We start from the raw sequence: 15,940 nt of genomic DNA on the forward strand, positions 1-15,940 counted from the left end.
CCCGGGCGAAGGACTTCCTTCGCCCGGGGCTCTCGGCATTCCCCGGTGCAGGCCGCCCGCACCGGGCTCAGACCAGGAAGTCGCGCGCCAGGCGCTCCGCCGCGCGCTCCAGCAGCGGGCCCGCCTCGGCCATGCAGCGGGCCGGATCGGGCTCCAGGTCCGTCAGGGCGTACGCGCGCCGGATGCCGGCCGCGGCGAGCGCCTCCGGCGGCAGCGTGAGCCGGCCGCAGACCGCGATCACGTCGACACCTGCCGCACGAGCCGCGGCGGCGACCCCGGCCGGTGCCTTGCCGTGCAGCGTCTGCCGGTCGAGCGAGCCCTCGCCGGTGATGACGAGGGTGGCCCGCGCCAGCGCCGGGGCGAAGCCCAGGGCGTCGAGCAGCACCTCGATACCGGGCCGGAACTCCGCGCCGAGGCCGACCAGCGCGCCGTACCCGACACCGCCCGCGGCGCCCGCGCCCGGAGCCGCCGCGTACGTGGCGGCCCGCGCTCCGACGGCGCTCGCCAGCACCGCGGCGAAATGCGCCAGGGCGGCGTCCAGTGCCGCGACGTCGGCCGCGCTCGCGCCCTTCTGCGGGCCATAGACCGCAGAGGCACCCGTGGGACCGGTGAGCGGATTGTCGACGTCGCTGGCGAGGACGACATGAGTACGGGCCAGGCGGGGATCGAGGCCCGACAGGTCGGCCGTGGCCAGCTCCCGCAGCGGCCCGCCGCCGGGGGCGAGCGGCTCGCCCCCGGCGTCCAGGAAGCGCGCGCCCAGGGCCGTGAGCATCCCGGCGCCGCCGTCGGTCGTCGCGCTGCCGCCGACCCCGAGGACGATCGAGGCCGCCCCCGCGTCCAGCGCCGCGAGCAGCAGCTCACCGGTGCCGTACGTACCGGCCGTCAGGGGCGCGAACACACCCGCCGGGAGGTGCTGGAGGCCGGACGCCTCCGCCATCTCCACCACCGCCGTACCGTCACCGCGCAGCGCGAAGGCGGCCGTGACCGGCGCGCCGGTGGGCCCGGTGACCCGCGCCTCGTGGCGGGTGAATCCGGCCGCCAGCGCCGCCTCGACCGTGCCGTCGCCGCCGTCCGCGACCGGCACGGCCGTCACCCCGACGTCCGGGACCACGCGCCGCAGACCGGCCGTGACGTGCTCCGCGACCTCGACGGCCGTGAGCGAGCCCTTGAATTTGTCCGCGGCGATCAGTACCCGCGCGGTGCGCGCCCCGCCCCGCGCGGGGTCCGTCCTTGCTGCGTCCGCCACCGTATGTCCCCTTTTTTCGAACTGGCAGTCGCGCCGCAGTGACCTTATCCGGCGCACGGCCCGGCGAACAGGGCAGGCACTTCTGTGGCGGGACCGACGGCGCGCCCATCCGGCATGCCCCGTTATGGGCGTCCATAGTGGGACGCCATGAGCGTGCACTCGACCGGGGAACCGGCCCCGCATTACACGCCCGGAGAATCCCGTAAGGATCCCCCGCCCGATCCGGCAGTGGTCGGTATCGGAGTCGTCGCGGTCCTCGCGGTGGTCGCCTGGGCGGCATTCGGCAGGAAGAATTTCGAATCGGTGACCGGTACCGCACTGAGCTGGGTACTCGGAAATTTCGCCTGGCTTTTCGTGGTCGCCGCCAATATTTTCCTCGTGCTGTGTCTGGTGATCGCCTTCAGCCGGTTCGGCAGAATCCGGCTGGGCGCGGACGACGCGGATCCCGAGTTCGGGAATCTCACCTGGATCGCGATGATGTTCAGCGCGGGAATGGGCATCGGATTGATGTTCTACGGGGTCGGCGAACCGCTCCAGCACTATGTCTCGCCGCCGCCGGGAACCGGTGTCCCACCGCAGACCGGTGCCGCGGCCCGGACGGCTCTGGAGTACTCGTTCTTCCACTGGACCCTGACCCCGTGGGCCATCTACGGCATGGCCGGGCTCGCGCTGGCGTACTCGGTGTTCCGCAAGGGCCGCGGCAACCGCCTCAGCTCCGTCTTCGTCCCGCTGATCGGCGAGCGGCGGGCGAACGGCTGGCCGGGCCGGGCCATCGATCTGCTCGCCGTCTTCGCGACGGTCTTCGGCACCGCCACCAGCCTCGGCCTGGGCACGCTCCAGGTGGCCAAGGGGCTGCACCTCACCACCGGGTCGGTGGACAGCAGGGGCGTCCAGCTCGTGATCATCTTCGCGCTGTCCGCCGCGTTCGTCGCCTCGGCGTTCTCCGGGCTGCACCGGGGCGTCAAATGGCTGTCCACGCTCAACATCCTGCTCGCCGCGCTGCTGATGCTGTTCGTCTTCGTCGTCGGCCCCACGGTCTACATCCTGGACAGCATCCCGGCGAGCATCGGCGGCTACCTCAACGATCTGCTGTCGATGGCCTCGCGCACCGGCGCCTTCACCGACCGGGCCTGGCTGGGCACCTGGACGATCTTCTACTGGGCGTGGTGGCTGTCCTGGGCCCCGTTCGTCGGCACCTTCATCGCGCGCATCTCGCACGGCCGCACCATCCGCGAGTTCCTCATCGGCGTCCTGCTGGTGCCCAGCGGCGCGACCACGATCTGGTTCTGCGTGCTGGGCGGCACCGCGATCCGGCTGGACGCGACCGGGGCCGCCCGGCTGACGAGCACCGCCAAGGACGCCGAGGCGTCGCTCTTCGGGATGCTGGACGCCCTGCCGGCCGGCGCCGTCTCCTCCTGGGTGGCGATGGTCCTGGTGATGACGTACTTCGTCACCAGCGCCGACTCCGCGTCCCTGGTGATGGGCTCACTGACCAGCGGGGGCGCGCTGCATCCGCGGACCTGGCTGGTGGTGACCTGGGGCATCCTGATGGCCGCGGTCGCCGCCGTACTGCTGCTGGCCGGCGGCCTCAGCTCCCTCCAGACCGCGACGATCCTGGTCGCGCTGCCCTTCGTCCTCGTCATGCTCGCGCTGTGCTGGGCGCTGCTGACGGAACTCCGGGTGGACCCCGGCGCGGGCCCGGCCCGGCACCACGCCCTGCACGGACTGCGGGACGCGGTACGGGCGATGGTCGGCGACGCGATCACCGAAGCGGGCCCCCCGACCCGCCACGCCCGCCTGCGCCGCGCCGCCGACTCCCGGCGGTCGGGCGACGATTCGGGCACGCCGGAGGGATGAGCGGCGGGACGGGCGAGGGGCGGGAGGAGTGAAGCGCGGGAAGGGCGAGGCGCGGGAGTGGTACGGAGCGGGACGGGCCCCGGGTGGCGGGCCGGGGATGCGAGGGCGCCGCGCCCTCGCGTCCGGGGCCGCTCCGCCCGGGGCCGGGTGCCCTTTAGGCTCACGGCGTGACCACCATGGACTACGCCACATACATCGCCGGTCTGCCCCGCGTACTCGCGGGCGCGGGCACCCTCTTCCGCGACGCGGACGGCCGCATCCTGCTCGTCGAACCCAACTACCGCGAAGCCTGGACCCTGCCCGGCGGCACCATCGAGTCGGACGCGGGCGAGTCGCCGCGGCAGGCCGCCCGGCGCGAGACCGCCGAGGAGATCGGCCTGGACATCGAACCGGGCCCGCTGCTCGTCGTCGACTGGACGCGCGGGGAGGGACGGCCGCCGCTGGTGTCGTACGTGTACGACGGCGGGGTGCTGGACGCGGCGCAGCTCGCGGCGATCCGGCTCCAGGAGGACGAGTTGCTCTCCTGGCGGCTGGTGAGCCGTGACGAGGCCAAGGCGCTGCTGGACGACCAGACGACGCTGCGTATCCGCGCGGCGCTGGACGCCCTGGCGGACGGCCGCGGCCCGGCGGAACTGGAGGACGGCCGCCCGCCGAGGGGGGCCGGCGGCACCCCCGGCTGACCTGTTCGGCGGACGGGCCCGGGAGCCGTGCGATCCGGGGGCCGCGGCGCCCGGACCGACAACCGGCTCCCGGCCCGTCGTCGGCCCGGTGCTCCAGGGCCTGCCCGGCGGATCACGCAGGCGTCGGACGGACAGCGGTCAGAGCCACCGCTGTGCCGCCTCGACGCTGTCCCCGCCACTCGTGTTGAACGCCATGGCGGCCTGGGGCGCATGGCGGCGGATCAGGTTCACGATCTGCTCGAAGAGCGGAAGCAACTGCTCGGTCTTGCGGATCCCGCCGCCGACGACCACGACATCCCACGGACGCTCGGTCAGCGACGCGACGAGGACGGACTCGGCCGATTCGTCGAACACGACCAGCGTCATGGCCGCGTCGATGCCATGCTCACCGAACCGGACCAGCTCCGCATCGAAGGCCGCACGCAGAGCCTCCCCGTCGACGCCGGGTATCGCTTGCGGGTCATAACCGACAACAAGTGCAGAAGACATGCGGCCAAGCTACCGGCCCCTGCCCGAGCGTGCTCCGCCGGACCGGCCTTAGGCTGGCCGGTATGGATGACATCGCCGCAAAGATCGTGCAGGTTCCGGGAGTTGTCGGGGTGATGCTCGGCGGGAGCAGGGCGCGCGGGACACACCGCCCGGACTCCGACTGGGATCTGGGGGTCTACTACCGGGGCGAGCCGGATCTGCGGGCGCTGGCGGCGCTGGCCGCGGAGGTGACCGGCGGTCCGGTCGAGGTGTACGAACCGGGGGCCTGGGGTCCGTGGGTCAACGGCGGGGCCTGGCTCACGCTGCCCGACGGCAGCCGGGTGGACTGGATTCTGCGGGACGTCGACCGGGTGCGGCGGGTGTGGGAGGAGTGCCGCGGCGGCCACTTCGAGATCGGCGTCCAGGCCGGCCACCCGCTGGGCTTCTGGTCCCCCGCGTACCCGGGCGAAGCGGCCCTGGGACAGGTACTCGCCGACCCCGGTGGGGAGTTGGGCCGCCTCCAGGAGGAGACCCGGGACTACCCGGAGGCGCTGCGGACGGCCCTGACGCGCGACGCGGTCTGGGACGCCGGTTTCTCGGTGACGATGGCCACCAAGTCGTACGCGGCGCAGGACGTGCTGTACGCGGCGCTGTGCCTGTCCCGGGCGGTCGGTTACCTCGTCCAGGCTCTGCACGCGCACCACGGGGTGTGGTGCGTCAACGAAAAGGGCGCGCTCGCCGTGGCCGCCGCGCTGCCGCGGACCCCGCCCGGCTTCGGCGGGCACGCGACCACGCTCCTCAGTGAACTCGGCTGTACGGACGTGGAGTTGGCGCGCTCCCTGACCCGGGCGGAGCAGTTGGTGGCCGAGGTGCGGGAGGCGGTCGAGGGCTGACGGACGGGCGCGCGGTGCCGCCCCCGGCGCCCGCCGCACGCGCCCGTCAGCGACTGCCGCCGACCGCATGGCCGTACGCCGCCGGGCAGGCGACGCGCACCCCGGCCGGGCACCACCGCTCCCTGACCCGGGCGGAGCAGTTGGTGGCCGAAGTGCGGGAGGCGGTCGAGGGCTGACGGACGGGCGCGCGATGCCGCCCCCGGCACCCGCCGCACACGCCCGTCAGCAACTTCCGCCGACCGCATGGCCGTACGCCGCCGGGCAGGCGACGCGCACCCCGGCCGGGCACCACACGGAGCTCGTCCGGGCTGCCGTCCCGTCCCTCCCGCCGGTCCTTCCCGGTGACGGCGCCACTGCTCGCCGGCCCGGAACCGCGCACGCCACACCGGCACGAACCGGCCCGACCGGGCACCGACGGCCCGGAGCACACCATCCGGCGACCGCCGCCCGGCAACCGGCCCCGCATCCGGACGTGGAGCGGGGCCGGAGCGGGGCTGGAGCGGGGGCCGGATCTCGTCCGGCGTCGAACCGTACGATCCGTACACGGCGGCCGGAGGGCGCCGAGAAGGTTCGCGGCAGCGTGCGCGGCGGACGCCGGGAGACGGTCCGGACGCCGGGAGACGGTCCGAACGCCGGGAGACGGTCCGAACGCCGGGAGACGGTCCGAACGCCGGGAGACGGTCCGAACGCCGGGAGACGGTCCGGACGCCGCTCGGCGGCCTCGCGCCGCCGTCGCAGCCGTATCCGTAGCCGTACGACCGCGGGCACGGAGCCCCGATCGCGGCCGTACCGCCACCACCGGCTGCCCCCGGTCGCCGCCGTACGCCGTGGCCGGTGCCGTCCCCCTGGCGGTCAGCCGCACTCCTCCACCGGGAAGAGCGCCTCGTCCGAGCGCTCGAAGGCGAGCAGCCGGCGCTTGCGGTCGAGGCCGCCGCCGTAGCCGGTGAGGCTGCCGTCGGCGCCGACGACACGGTGACAGGGGACGACGATGCCGACCGGATTCCGCCCGTTGGCCAGACCCACCGCACGGGCCGCCGACGGGACGCCGAGCTGTGCCGCGAGGCGGCCGTAGCTGACGGTCTCGCCGTACGGGATCGTGCACAGGGCCGCCCAGACCCGGCGTTGGAAGGGCGTGCCACGGAGCGCCAACGGCAGCTCGAAGGTGGTCAGCTCACCGCGGAAGTAGGCGCGGAGCTGGGCGATGGCCGCGGCGAACGGGGGCTCGGCGGGGTCCGCCGGAGGGCCGAAGCTCCCCTGCGGTGGACGGTGGCGCTGATCGGTCATGTAGAGGCCGGTGAGTGCCTCCCCCGCCGCGACGAGGGTGAGCGGGCCCACGGGGGTGTCGGCCAGGACGGTGTGGGTGAGGGTGGGCGTGGGGCGGACGGCGCCGGCGGCGGAGTCCGGTGACGGGTGACGGTTCATGGCGGGTGCTCAGTTCGTGGGGAGATGGTTGATGGGGTGGTCGTCGGTCGCCCAGAGGTACTGGACGGCGTACGCGCGCCAGGGGCGCCAGCGCGCGGAGTGACGGATGAGGGCCGCGGGGGTGGCGGGCAGGCCCAGTCCGGCGGCGGCCCGGCGTAGCCCCAGATCGGTCGGCAGGAACGCGTTCGGGTCGCCGAGGGCGCGCATGGCGACGCATTCGACGGTCCAGGGGCCGATGCCCGGCAGCGCCGCGAGCTGGGCGCGGGCCTCCTCCCGGTCGCTGCCGATGCCGAGTTGCAGCGTGCCGGCGGCGAGCGCCGCGATGACGCCGGTGAGGGTGGCGCGGCGGGTGCGGGGCATCGCCAGCGACTCCGGGTCGAGGTGCGCGAGCGCGTCGACGGACGGGAAGAGGTGGCTGAGGCCGCCGCCCGGATCGGCGATCTCGTCGCCGTGCGCGCGGACCAGGCGGCCCGCGTGGGTGCGGGCCGCGGCGGTGGAGACCTGCTGGCCGAGGACGGCGCGGAGCGCGAACTCGTCGGCGTCGACGGTGCGCGGGACCCGGCGGCCCGGCGCCTTGTCGACCAGCGGGGCCAGCTGCGGATCGTCACGCAGCAGCCCGTCGACGGCCTCCGGGTCCGCGTCCAGGTCGAGCATCCGGCGGCAGCGGGCGATGGCGCCCGCGAGATCGCGCAGATCGGTGAGGGCGAGCCGGCAGTCGATGTGGTCGGGCCGCGGGCCGAGGGCGACGATGCCGTGCCCGTACGGGAGGCGCAGCGTGCGGCGGTAGGCGCCGTCGCGCCACTCCTCGACGCCGGGGACGGCGGTGGCGGCGAGATGACCGAAGAGGTTGTCGGGGTTGAGCGGCTGCCGGAAGGGCAGCCGCAGCGCGAGCGTGCCGGGCACCGCCGCGCGCGGACCGGGCCGGGCGCGCTGCCGCAGTTCGGTCGGGGAGAGCGCGAAGACCTCCCGTACGGTCTCGTTGAAGGTGCGGATACTGGCGAACCCGGCGGCGAACGCGACCTCGGCCATCGGCAGCCCGCTGGTCTCCACCAGCAGCCGGGCGGTCTGGGCGCGCTGCGCGCGGGCCAACGCGAGCGGTCCCGCACCGAGTTCGGCCAGCAGCTGGCGTTCGATCTGGCGGGTGCTGTAGCCGAGCCGCCCGGCGAGACCGGGGACACCCTCACGGTCGACGACGCCGTCGGCGATCAGCCGCATGGCACGGGCGACGAGGTCGGCCCGCTCGTCCCACTGCGGGGATCCCGGGCTGGCATCCGGCCGGCAGCGCTTGCAGGCCCGGAATCCGGCCTGCTGGGCGGCGGCCGCACTGGGGTAGAAGCGCATGTTCGCGGGTTTGGGCGGCACCACGGGGCAGCTGGGCCGGCAGTAGATACGGGTGGTGAGCACCGCCGTGAAGAACCAGCCGTCGAAACGGGCGTCCTTGGACTGCACGGCGCGCAGACAGCGCTCGGTGTCGGTGTGCATGCCCTCAGGATCACTCAGCTCGCGGGCGACGGCTGGCGAGAATCCGACATGTAGGTGGGGCGGCGGCGGGCCGGGGCCGGGCGGGGACGGCTCGGGGCCGGGCCGGGCCCGGACGCCTCCCGTCTCACTTCCGAGCCCGGTCGCATCGCCATCCGGCGTCCGTCATCCGTCATCCGTCATCCGTTCGTCATCCGTTGCCGGACGCCGGTCACCGGTCACCGGTCACCGGTCACCGACCCTCACGCATGGTGGCGAACCGGTCGAGCGCGCCGATCACCTGGTCCCGCGTCGCATCGCTGCCCTTGTGTCCGGCGTCTTCGATGACGATCAGCCGGGCGTCGGGCCAGGCGCGGGCCAGGTCCCATGCGGTGTGCAGCGGCCCGCTCATGTCCTGACGGCCGTGGATGAGCACCCCCGGGATGCCCGCGAGCCGGTCGGCGTCGCGGAGCAGCGCGCCCTCCGCCAGCCACGCTCCGTGGGAGAAGTAGTGCGCACAGATCCGGACCAGGGCCAGCCGGGCCGCGGAGGGCCGGCCACCGTACGGGTCCGGTGCGCCGTACGCCTCCAGGGAGAGCACCGCGTCCTCCCAGGCGCACCAGTCGGCGGTGGCCTTCTCCCGTACCGCCGGGTCGGGGTCCTCCGTCAGCCGCGCGTACGCCCCGATTATGTCGCCGTCCCGCGGTACCCCGGGGACGCCGGCCAGGAAGCGTTCCCATGCCTCGGGGAAGAACCGGCCGACGCCCCGGTAGAGCCAGTCGGTCTCCGAACGCCGGGTCGTGGTGACGCTGGGGATGACGATCTCCGACACCCGGTGCGGATGGCGTTCCGCGTACGCCAGGAGCAGGGTGGAGCCCCACGATCCGCCGAACAGCAGCCAGCGGTCGATGCCGAGGTGCTCCCGCAACCGCTCCATATCGGCGAGCAGATGATCCGTCGTGTTGTAGCGCATCTCGGTGGCCGGGTCGCTCGCGTGCGGGGTGCTCCGGCCGCAGCCGCGCTGGTCGAACAGGACGACCCGATAGCGCTCGGGGTCGAAGTACCGACGCGTCCCGGTGGTGCAGCCGGAGCCCGGACCGCCGTGGACGACCAGCGCGGGTTTGCCGTCCGGGTTGCCGCAGACCTCCCAGTACACCTGGTTGCCGTCGCCGACATCGAGCATCCCCTTGTCGTACGGCTCGATCGGCGGATAACGCTCAGCCATCTCCCTGCCTCCTCGCTCAGCCATCCCATACAACAGCGCTGTTACATTACGTCTCATGTCCCTCCCCCGCTCCGGTCCCGGCCCGGAACTGCTCGGCACCAGGCTCCGCCTGCTGCTGGACCTCCTGGACGGTGATGTCGCGGCCGTCTACGCGGATCTCGGGCTCCCGGGATTCCGGCCGCGGTTCACCCCGGTCGTACGGGCGCTGGCCGCCTCGGGGCCCGCCACCATCCGCGAGCTGGCACGGGCCGTCGGCGTGACCCATTCCGCGGCGAGCCAGACCGTGGCCCAGATGGTCACCGCGGGTCTGGTGGCCAGTGCCCCGGGCCGGGACGCCCGTCAGCGCATCGTCCGCCTCACCCCGCGGGCCGAGTCGCTGCTGCCGACACTGGACGCCGAAGCGGCGGCCACCACGGCCGCGGCCGCCGAGTTCGAGGCGGAGCTGTCGTTTCCGCTCAGCCGCCTCGTCGAGGAGGCGCTCGACGCCCTGGACCGGCGCCCGATGCGGCAGCGGATCGCCGACGTGGCGCCGGATCTGCTCGCGGACCACGCAGCGCCGGGGGCGGCCGGTGCGACGGACGGCACCGTGCGCTGAGGGGCGTTGTCAGTGGCGTGGTGCAGAGTGGCGGTGTCGGCTTTCTGACGGGCCGAACGGAACGAAAGGACGGGGTTGCGGTGCCGATCACCAACCAGCAGGTGGCAGAACACGCGTTTCTCCGGGGGCTGTACGCGGACGGGTACTTCCCCGATCACGTCGTCGACCGAGGCAGCGCGATCCTGCTGCGGCTCTGCGAGCGGATCGAGGCCGAGCCGCCCTCGGACCTGCCGGCGCTGTACGTGCTGACGGAGGCGGCGACGGAGGAATTCAACGCCCTGGAGGCGGAGTTCGAGGCGGCCGGCAGCGAGATCGAGACCGTCGCCCGGGAGGAGATAGCCGAGGACTTCGGGTTCGTGGCCGCGGCGTACGGGTTCCCGGAGGCGGATGTGGAGGAGCTGATAGCCGCTCGGGACTGGTGACACGCCGGATGGCGTCCCGCCAGGTGGTGTAGGGGATCAAGTGCCGGAATCCGCAGGCCAGGGACCGTGGCTCCGGCCGATCCGGTGTCCAACCCGCCTTACCAGGACGCTTCCCGGGCTGCCGCCTCCACGGAGATCGCCATGGACCTCGTACCGGAATGTGTAGCACTTGATCCCCTACACCACGACGTGGGACACGACCACACGCCGCGGCACACTCGCCGGGCCGGCCACGGCCCCGGCGAGCACGGCGCCCGCACCGCTCCCACCCGGGAACCGCCGGTCGGCCGCCCGTCCCGGAGGCCCCCCTCCTGCTTTTACGGACCGTCAGCGGGCGTCGTCGGCAAGGGCGACCTCGTACGCCTCGCGGGCACGGTCATCGAAGACGACGAAGCGGATCTCGTCGAAGGTGCCGGGCGCCGCCGCGGTCACCGCGCGGACCGTGGCGACGGCGGTGCGGGCGCCGTCGCCGATCGGCCAGCCGTAGATTCCGGTGGAGATGGCGGGGAAGGCGACCGTGCGGGCGCCCAGTTCGGCGGCGACCCGGAGCGACCGCTCGTAGCAGGAGGCCAGCAGCGGGGTGCGGTCCTCGTCGGCGGACCAGACGGGGCCGACGGTATGGATCACCCAGCGGGCGGGCAGTCGGCCGGCGCCGGTCGCGACGGCCGCGCCGGTGGGCAGGCCGCGTCCGTACCGGGAGGCGCGCAGGGCGCGGCACTCGGCGAGAATCTCCGGACCGCCGCGGCGGTGGATCGCACCGTCCACTCCCCCGCCGCCCAGGAGCGAGGAATTGGCGGCGTTGACCACGGCGTCCACGGCCTGTTCCGTGATGTCACCGCGGTGGAGGGTGAGGGCCGCGGGGATGTCGAGGCCGGGGCCGGTAGCGCTCATGGGTCCGGAGCCTAAGTGATTCCGTACCGGGCGGGACATGCCGGCGCCCCGGGGCCGGCACCGGCAGGCCGGTGCCCCGGGGCCGGCGCTCCCGGCAGCACATCCTGAGCCGCCGGTCAGCCGCCCCGCCGGTCCCGCGCGCCCCGCCGGTCAGCGTCGGCCGCTGCGCAGCCGGTGCCAGACCGCCTTGGCGGCGTAATGGCCGGACATGCCGTGCACGCCGGGGCCCGGCGGGGCGGCCTGGGAGCAGAGGAAGACCGCCGGGTGGGCGGTTTCGTAGGGGACTCGGGCGAGCTTGGGGCGGATGAGCAGCCGCAGGCCGGCCGCGGACCCGGTGGCGGTGTCGCCGCCGACGTAATTGGCGTTACGGGCGGCGATCTGGGGCGGGCCGGCGACCGCGCGGGCCAGCACGAGGTCGCGGAAGCCGGGGGCGAACCGCTCGATCTGCCGCTCGACGACCTCGGTGGCGTCGCCTTCCCAGCCGTTGGGGACATGGCCGTACGCCCAGAAGGTGTGCTTGCCCTCGGGGGCGCGGGTGGTGTCGAAGAGGCTGGGCTGGGCGGTGATGAGGAAGGGCACGGTCGGGTCCTGGCCGTGCGTGGCGGCGTCCAGCGCGGCGGCGATCTCGCCGCTGGTGGGGCCGAGGTGGACGGTACCGGCCCGGTGCGCCTCCGGCGCCGTCCACGGCACCGGGCCCGACATCGCGTAATCGATCTTGAAGACGCTGGGGCCGTACTTCACCCCACGGTAGGCGTTGCCCAGGCCCGCGATCCGGGCCAGCGCGGTCGGCGAGGTGTCGAAGACATAGGCGCGGGCCGGTGGCAGGTCGTCGAGTCGCTTGACCTCGAAGTCGGTGTGCAGCGCGCCGCCATGGGCACGCAGCAGCCCGGCCAGCGCGTCGGAGATGGCCTGCGAGCCGCCACGCGGCACCGGCCAGCCCTTGGCGTGCGCGGCGAGCGCGAACATCAGGGCGAGGCCGGTGGTGCCGAAGCCGCCGAGCGGCGCGATGGCGTGCGCGGCGAGGCCCGCCAGCAGGGCGCGGGCCTTCTCGTCCTGGAAGCGGCGGTTGAGGAGGGTGACCGGCTGCATCGCGACCAGGCCGAAGCGGGCGTAGGTCAGCGGATCGCTGGGCAGGCCGAGCCACTGGGTGCGCAGGAAATCGCGGGCCATGGTGTCCCACTTCCCGAGGAACGGCGCCACCAGCCTGCGGTACGTGCCGGCGTCGCGCGGGCCGAAGGACATCGCGGTCTCGCCGACGGAGTGGGCCAGCACGGCGGCCGTACCGTCCGGGAAGGGGTGCGCCATCGGGATGTCGGGGTGCAGCCAGTCCAGGCCGTAGCGCTCCAGCGGCATGGTGGCGAAGGCGGGCGAGCCCACGCCGAAGGGGTGCACCGCGGAGCAGGGGTCGTGGCGGAAGCCGGGGAGGGTCAACTCCTCGGTGCGCGCCCCGCCACCGATGGTGCCGCGGGCCTCGAAGACCTCGACGGACATCCCGCGACGGGCCAGCTCCACGGCGGCCGTCAGGCCGTTCGGTCCCGCTCCGACCACCACCGCATCGAGCATCCTCGGCACCTGCGCCACTCCCCTCACGTCCGACCCTCGTCGTCGAGGATCAGTTGGCGGCCGCCAGCAGTCCGAGGATACGCCGCGCGGTTTCGGCATCCCGCGCCGCGGTGAAGGGCAGCGCGTTGCCGCCCTCGATACGGAACGGGCGGCCGGCGACCGTGCCGCTGGCGCCGCCCGCCTCGTGCACCAGCAGCAGCCCGGCGGCGTGGTCCCAGGAGTTCTCCCAGCTGAAGGCGGTGGCGTCGATCTCGCCGCGGGCGACGTACAGATACTCCAGCCCGGCCGAACCGCAGGGACGCGGGGCGATGCCGTCGGTGTCCAGCGCGGCGAGCACCCGCTTCTGGTCGTCGGTGGTGAAGTCGAAGTGGGATATGGCGACGTCGAGGACCGCGCCGGGGGCCGGGGTGCCGGTGTGCAGCGGGACGCCGTTCAGCTCGGCACCGGCGCCCCGGCGGGCCACGGCCATCAGGTCGAGCGCGGGGGCGTACGTCCAGGAGGCCAGCACCTCGCCGCGGTGGGCGAGGGCGACGAGCGTCGCGAAACCGGGGTCGCCGTGCACGAACTGGCGGGTGCCGTCGACCGGGTCGACTATCCATACCGGGTCGTCGCCGCTCAGTGCGCCGAGCACCGTGGGATCGGCGTGCACCGCTTCCTCGCCGACCACCCGGGAGCCGGGCAGCAGGGCCGAGAGCGCGGCGGTGAGCTGCTCCTCGGCGAGCCGGTCGGCGACCGTGACGAGGTCGTGCGGGCCGTTCTTCTCGACGATGTCCTCGGCCGCGAGCTGCCGGAAGCGCGGCATGATCTCGTCGGCCGCGGCCCGGCGGACGGCGGCCTCGACGGCGGCCAGATCCAGCACCGACAGGTCGAGGGCGGCGGCCAGGGCATGTCCGGCGGGCGGGATGACGACGGCGGCCGTGGGGGCCATGGCGCCGACGGGGGCGCTGGGAGCAGCCATGGCCGTATCGGTGGTGTTCGCGGTATCTCCCGAAACATGAGTACGAAGTGCTTCGATCATGCATCCATCGAACCACGCCCCACTGACACCGGACCTGGACTTCAGGTGAACTCGCGATGCCGCGGGGGATACGGGGCGGGGCGGGACAAGGTGGGATATACCCTCCCGGCCCTGCCCCCTGCCCGGCCCCGCCCCGCCCCGCCCTCAGCGTCCGACCGCGTACCCCTGCATCCCGCGCGGATTGGCCGCCGCCGACAGCACCCCGGTCTCCGGATCGCGCGCCACCGCGCACAGCCGCCCCTCCGACCAGGCGCCGCCGACCGTGACGTGATGGCCGCGCCGGCGCAGCTCGGCGATGGTCTCCGCACCGATCCGGGACTCGACGGTGACGCTCCCCGGCCGCATGGTGCGCGGGAAGAAGGAGCCGGGGAAGGAATCGTTGTGCCAGTTCGGGGCGTCGATGGCCCCCTGGAGGTCGAGACCGCCGCGGACCGTGGCGCGCAGCGCGACGGCCAGGAAGAAGTGCAGCTGCCACTGGTCCTGCTGGTCGCCGCCCGGCGTGCCGAAGGCCATGACGGGCACCCCGTCACGGAGCGCCAGCGACGGGGTGAGGGTGGTGCGGGGGCGGCGCCCGGGGGTGAGCGAGTTGGGCAGCCCCTCCTCCAGCCAGGCCATCTGCAACCGGGAGCCGAGCGGGAAGCCCAGGGCCGGGATGACGGGGTTGGACTGCAACCAGCCGCCGGAGGGGGTGGCGGAGACCAGGTTGCCCCAGCGGTCGACGATGTCGATGTGGCAGGTGTCGCCGCGAGTGGCACCGTTCCGGTCTACCTCCGGCGCCATCGTGGGCTCGCCCGCCCCGGTGCCGGAGACACCCAGCGGGTCGAAGGCGCCCTCGCCGGCCGCGACCGCCAGCGCGTGCCGGCTCAGCCGCGGGGTGCGGCCGTCCGGGCTGCCGGGCCGCAGCTCGTACGAGGCGGTGCCGGTGATCAGCGCGCGGCGGGCGGCGTTGTAGTCGTCGCTGAGCAGGGTCTCCAGCGGAACCTCGGCGGCGTCGCCGTACCACGCCTCGCGGTCGGCCATCGCGAGCTTGCAGCCCTCGATGAGCAGGTGCGCGTATGCGGGGCTGCCGTACTCGGGCAGCTCCTGCGGCAGCAGGGCGAGTTGCTGGAGGAGGGTGGGGCCCTGGGACCAGCCGCCGGCCTTGGCGACGGTCCAGCCGCGCCAGTCGTAGGTGACCGGAGCCTCGTAGGCCGCGGTGAAGGCGGCGAGGTCGTCACCGGTGAGGGTGCCCGCGTGGCGTTCGCCCGAGGTGTCCATGGCCGGACGGGCGGCGAAGTCGGCGAGCGCCTCGCCTATGAATCCCTCGCGCCAGATCCGGCGCGCGGCGTCGATCCGCGCCTCGCGGCCGGTCGCGGCGGCCTCCGCCTCCCCGATCAGCCGCCGCCAGGTGGCCGCCAGCGGCCCGTTCTTGAGCAGACCGCCGGGGGCGACGGATTCGCCGCCGGGGAGGTAGATCTCGGCGGAGGAGGTCCACTCCGTCTCGAAGAGTTCCCGGACCGTCTCGACGGTCTCGCCGATCCGCTCGACGGCCGGGTGTCCGTGTTCGGCGTACCCGATGGCGTACCGCAGCACCTCGGCGAGGGACTTGGTGCCGTAATCGCGCAGCAGCAGCAGCCAGGCGTCGAACGCACCGGGCACGGCAGCGGCCAGCGGTCCGGTCCCCGGCACCAGGTCGAGGCCGAGCGCGGTGTAGTGCGCCACGCTCGCACCGGCCGGCGCCGGGCCCTGACCGCACAGCACCCGCACCGCGCCGCCCGCCGGCGCCAGGATGATCGGCACCTCGCCCGCGGGACCGTTCAGATGCGGTTCCACCACGTGCAGCACGAACCCCGCGGCGACGGCCGCGTCATACGCGTTGCCGCCGTCCTCCAGGACGGCCATCGCGGACTGGGACGCCAGCCAGTGCGTCGTGGCGGCCATCCCGAAGGTGCCTTGCAGGGTCGGGCGGGTGGTGAACACGAGCGGCTCCTCAATTCGTCGGGTACGGACTCGTTCCGTATGACGGGATCGTTCGGTACGGCGGACTCGTTCGGCAGGACGGGCCCGTTCTCCGGACGGGCCCGTTCTCCGTAAGGGCTCGGGTGCTGGTGCTGGTGCAGCGATACGCGGCGACCTGCGAGGGGGCCGGGGCGAGTCGGGGCGGGGTCGGGGCGGGCCGGGGTGCGGCGACGTGCCGTGGTGCGAGAGGCGGTCGCCGTGACC

General features: G+C 74.0%; 15 protein-coding genes. 6 read left to right on the forward strand and 9 right to left on the reverse strand.

Going from position 1 to position 15,940, the window contains the following annotated elements; genetic code table 11:
* Window positions 1-67 precede the first annotated feature (67 nt).
* Window positions 68-1,246: a glycerate kinase gene (locus tag ACLJWH_RS14595; RefSeq protein WP_411142094.1), complete on the reverse strand. Its 1,179-nt coding sequence runs from the start codon at window positions 1,244-1,246 to the stop codon at window positions 68-70.
* A gap of 147 nt (window positions 1,247-1,393) precedes the next feature.
* On the opposite strand from ACLJWH_RS14595, the gene ACLJWH_RS14600 reads away from it, so the two are divergent.
* Both ACLJWH_RS14600 and ACLJWH_RS14605 read left to right on the forward strand, forming a co-directional pair.
* Window positions 1,394-3,103 (forward strand): BCCT family transporter, encoded by a 1,710-nt coding sequence (locus ACLJWH_RS14600; RefSeq protein ID WP_411142095.1) that lies wholly within the window; start codon window positions 1,394-1,396, stop codon window positions 3,101-3,103.
* Between the two features lie 176 nt (window positions 3,104-3,279).
* Complete coding sequence (locus ACLJWH_RS14605; protein WP_411142219.1) at window positions 3,280-3,783, forward strand: NUDIX domain-containing protein; 504 nt, start codon at window positions 3,280-3,282, stop codon at window positions 3,781-3,783.
* Window positions 3,784-3,921: 138 nt separating this feature from the next.
* Here the strand turns inward: ACLJWH_RS14605 and ACLJWH_RS14610 are convergent, their stop codons facing one another.
* Window positions 3,922-4,272 (reverse strand): hypothetical protein, encoded by a 351-nt coding sequence (locus ACLJWH_RS14610; protein WP_411142096.1) that lies wholly within the window; start codon window positions 4,270-4,272, stop codon window positions 3,922-3,924.
* Between the two features lie 62 nt (window positions 4,273-4,334).
* Between ACLJWH_RS14610 and ACLJWH_RS14615 the strand changes: the two genes are divergently transcribed.
* On the forward strand, window positions 4,335-5,144 hold the full coding sequence (locus ACLJWH_RS14615; RefSeq protein ID WP_411142097.1) for a nucleotidyltransferase domain-containing protein: 810 nt from the start codon (window positions 4,335-4,337) through the stop codon (window positions 5,142-5,144).
* Window positions 5,145-5,158: 14 nt separating this feature from the next.
* Complete coding sequence (locus ACLJWH_RS14620; protein ID WP_411142098.1) at window positions 5,159-5,320, forward strand: hypothetical protein; 162 nt, start codon at window positions 5,159-5,161, stop codon at window positions 5,318-5,320.
* Between the two features lie 676 nt (window positions 5,321-5,996).
* Here the strand turns inward: ACLJWH_RS14620 and ACLJWH_RS14625 are convergent.
* The 3 genes from ACLJWH_RS14625 to pip all read right to left on the reverse strand — a co-directional run bounded on the left by ACLJWH_RS14625 (window position 5,997) and on the right by pip (window position 9,249).
* Window positions 5,997-6,566, reverse strand: coding sequence for a methylated-DNA--[protein]-cysteine S-methyltransferase (locus ACLJWH_RS14625; protein WP_411142099.1), 570 nt, complete (start codon window positions 6,564-6,566; stop codon window positions 5,997-5,999).
* Window positions 6,567-6,575: 9 nt separating this feature from the next.
* Window positions 6,576-8,048, reverse strand: coding sequence for an AlkA N-terminal domain-containing protein (locus tag ACLJWH_RS14630; protein WP_411142100.1), 1,473 nt, complete (start codon window positions 8,046-8,048; stop codon window positions 6,576-6,578).
* A 229-nt stretch (window positions 8,049-8,277) separates the two neighbouring features.
* A complete protein-coding gene (gene pip / locus ACLJWH_RS14635) occupies window positions 8,278-9,249 on the reverse strand; it encodes a prolyl aminopeptidase (RefSeq protein WP_411142101.1) in 972 nt (323 codons plus the stop codon).
* 55 nt (window positions 9,250-9,304) lie between these two features.
* Between pip and ACLJWH_RS14640 the strand changes: the two genes are divergently transcribed.
* Window positions 9,305-9,844: a MarR family transcriptional regulator gene (locus ACLJWH_RS14640; RefSeq protein WP_411142102.1), complete on the forward strand. Its 540-nt coding sequence runs from the start codon at window positions 9,305-9,307 to the stop codon at window positions 9,842-9,844.
* Between the two features lie 80 nt (window positions 9,845-9,924).
* Window positions 9,925-10,266, forward strand: coding sequence for a DUF5713 family protein (locus tag ACLJWH_RS14645; protein WP_411142103.1), 342 nt, complete (start codon window positions 9,925-9,927; stop codon window positions 10,264-10,266).
* A 327-nt stretch (window positions 10,267-10,593) separates the two neighbouring features.
* On the opposite strand, the gene ACLJWH_RS14650 is transcribed toward ACLJWH_RS14645, so the two are convergent.
* The 4 genes from ACLJWH_RS14650 to ACLJWH_RS14665 all read right to left on the reverse strand — a co-directional run bounded on the left by ACLJWH_RS14650 (window position 10,594) and on the right by ACLJWH_RS14665 (window position 15,697).
* The gene (locus tag ACLJWH_RS14650; protein WP_411142104.1) at window positions 10,594-11,157 is read right to left on the reverse strand and encodes an O-acetyl-ADP-ribose deacetylase; all 564 of its coding nucleotides are present in this window, start codon (window positions 11,155-11,157) and stop codon (window positions 10,594-10,596) included.
* 150 nt (window positions 11,158-11,307) lie between these two features.
* Window positions 11,308-12,729 (reverse strand): phytoene desaturase family protein, encoded by a 1,422-nt coding sequence (locus ACLJWH_RS14655; RefSeq protein ID WP_411142105.1) that lies wholly within the window; start codon window positions 12,727-12,729, stop codon window positions 11,308-11,310.
* 40 nt (window positions 12,730-12,769) lie between these two features.
* Window positions 12,770-13,738, reverse strand: coding sequence for an inositol monophosphatase family protein (locus ACLJWH_RS14660; protein WP_411142106.1), 969 nt, complete (start codon window positions 13,736-13,738; stop codon window positions 12,770-12,772).
* A gap of 144 nt (window positions 13,739-13,882) precedes the next feature.
* A complete protein-coding gene (locus ACLJWH_RS14665; RefSeq protein ID WP_411142107.1) occupies window positions 13,883-15,697 on the reverse strand; it encodes a gamma-glutamyltransferase family protein in 1,815 nt (604 codons plus the stop codon).
* Window positions 15,698-15,940: the final 243 nt, after the last annotated feature.

This window comes from Streptomyces sp. x-80, assembly GCF_046549095.1.
In the GTDB taxonomy this organism is placed as follows: Bacteria; Actinomycetota; Actinomycetes; order Streptomycetales; family Streptomycetaceae; genus Streptomyces; species Streptomyces celluloflavus.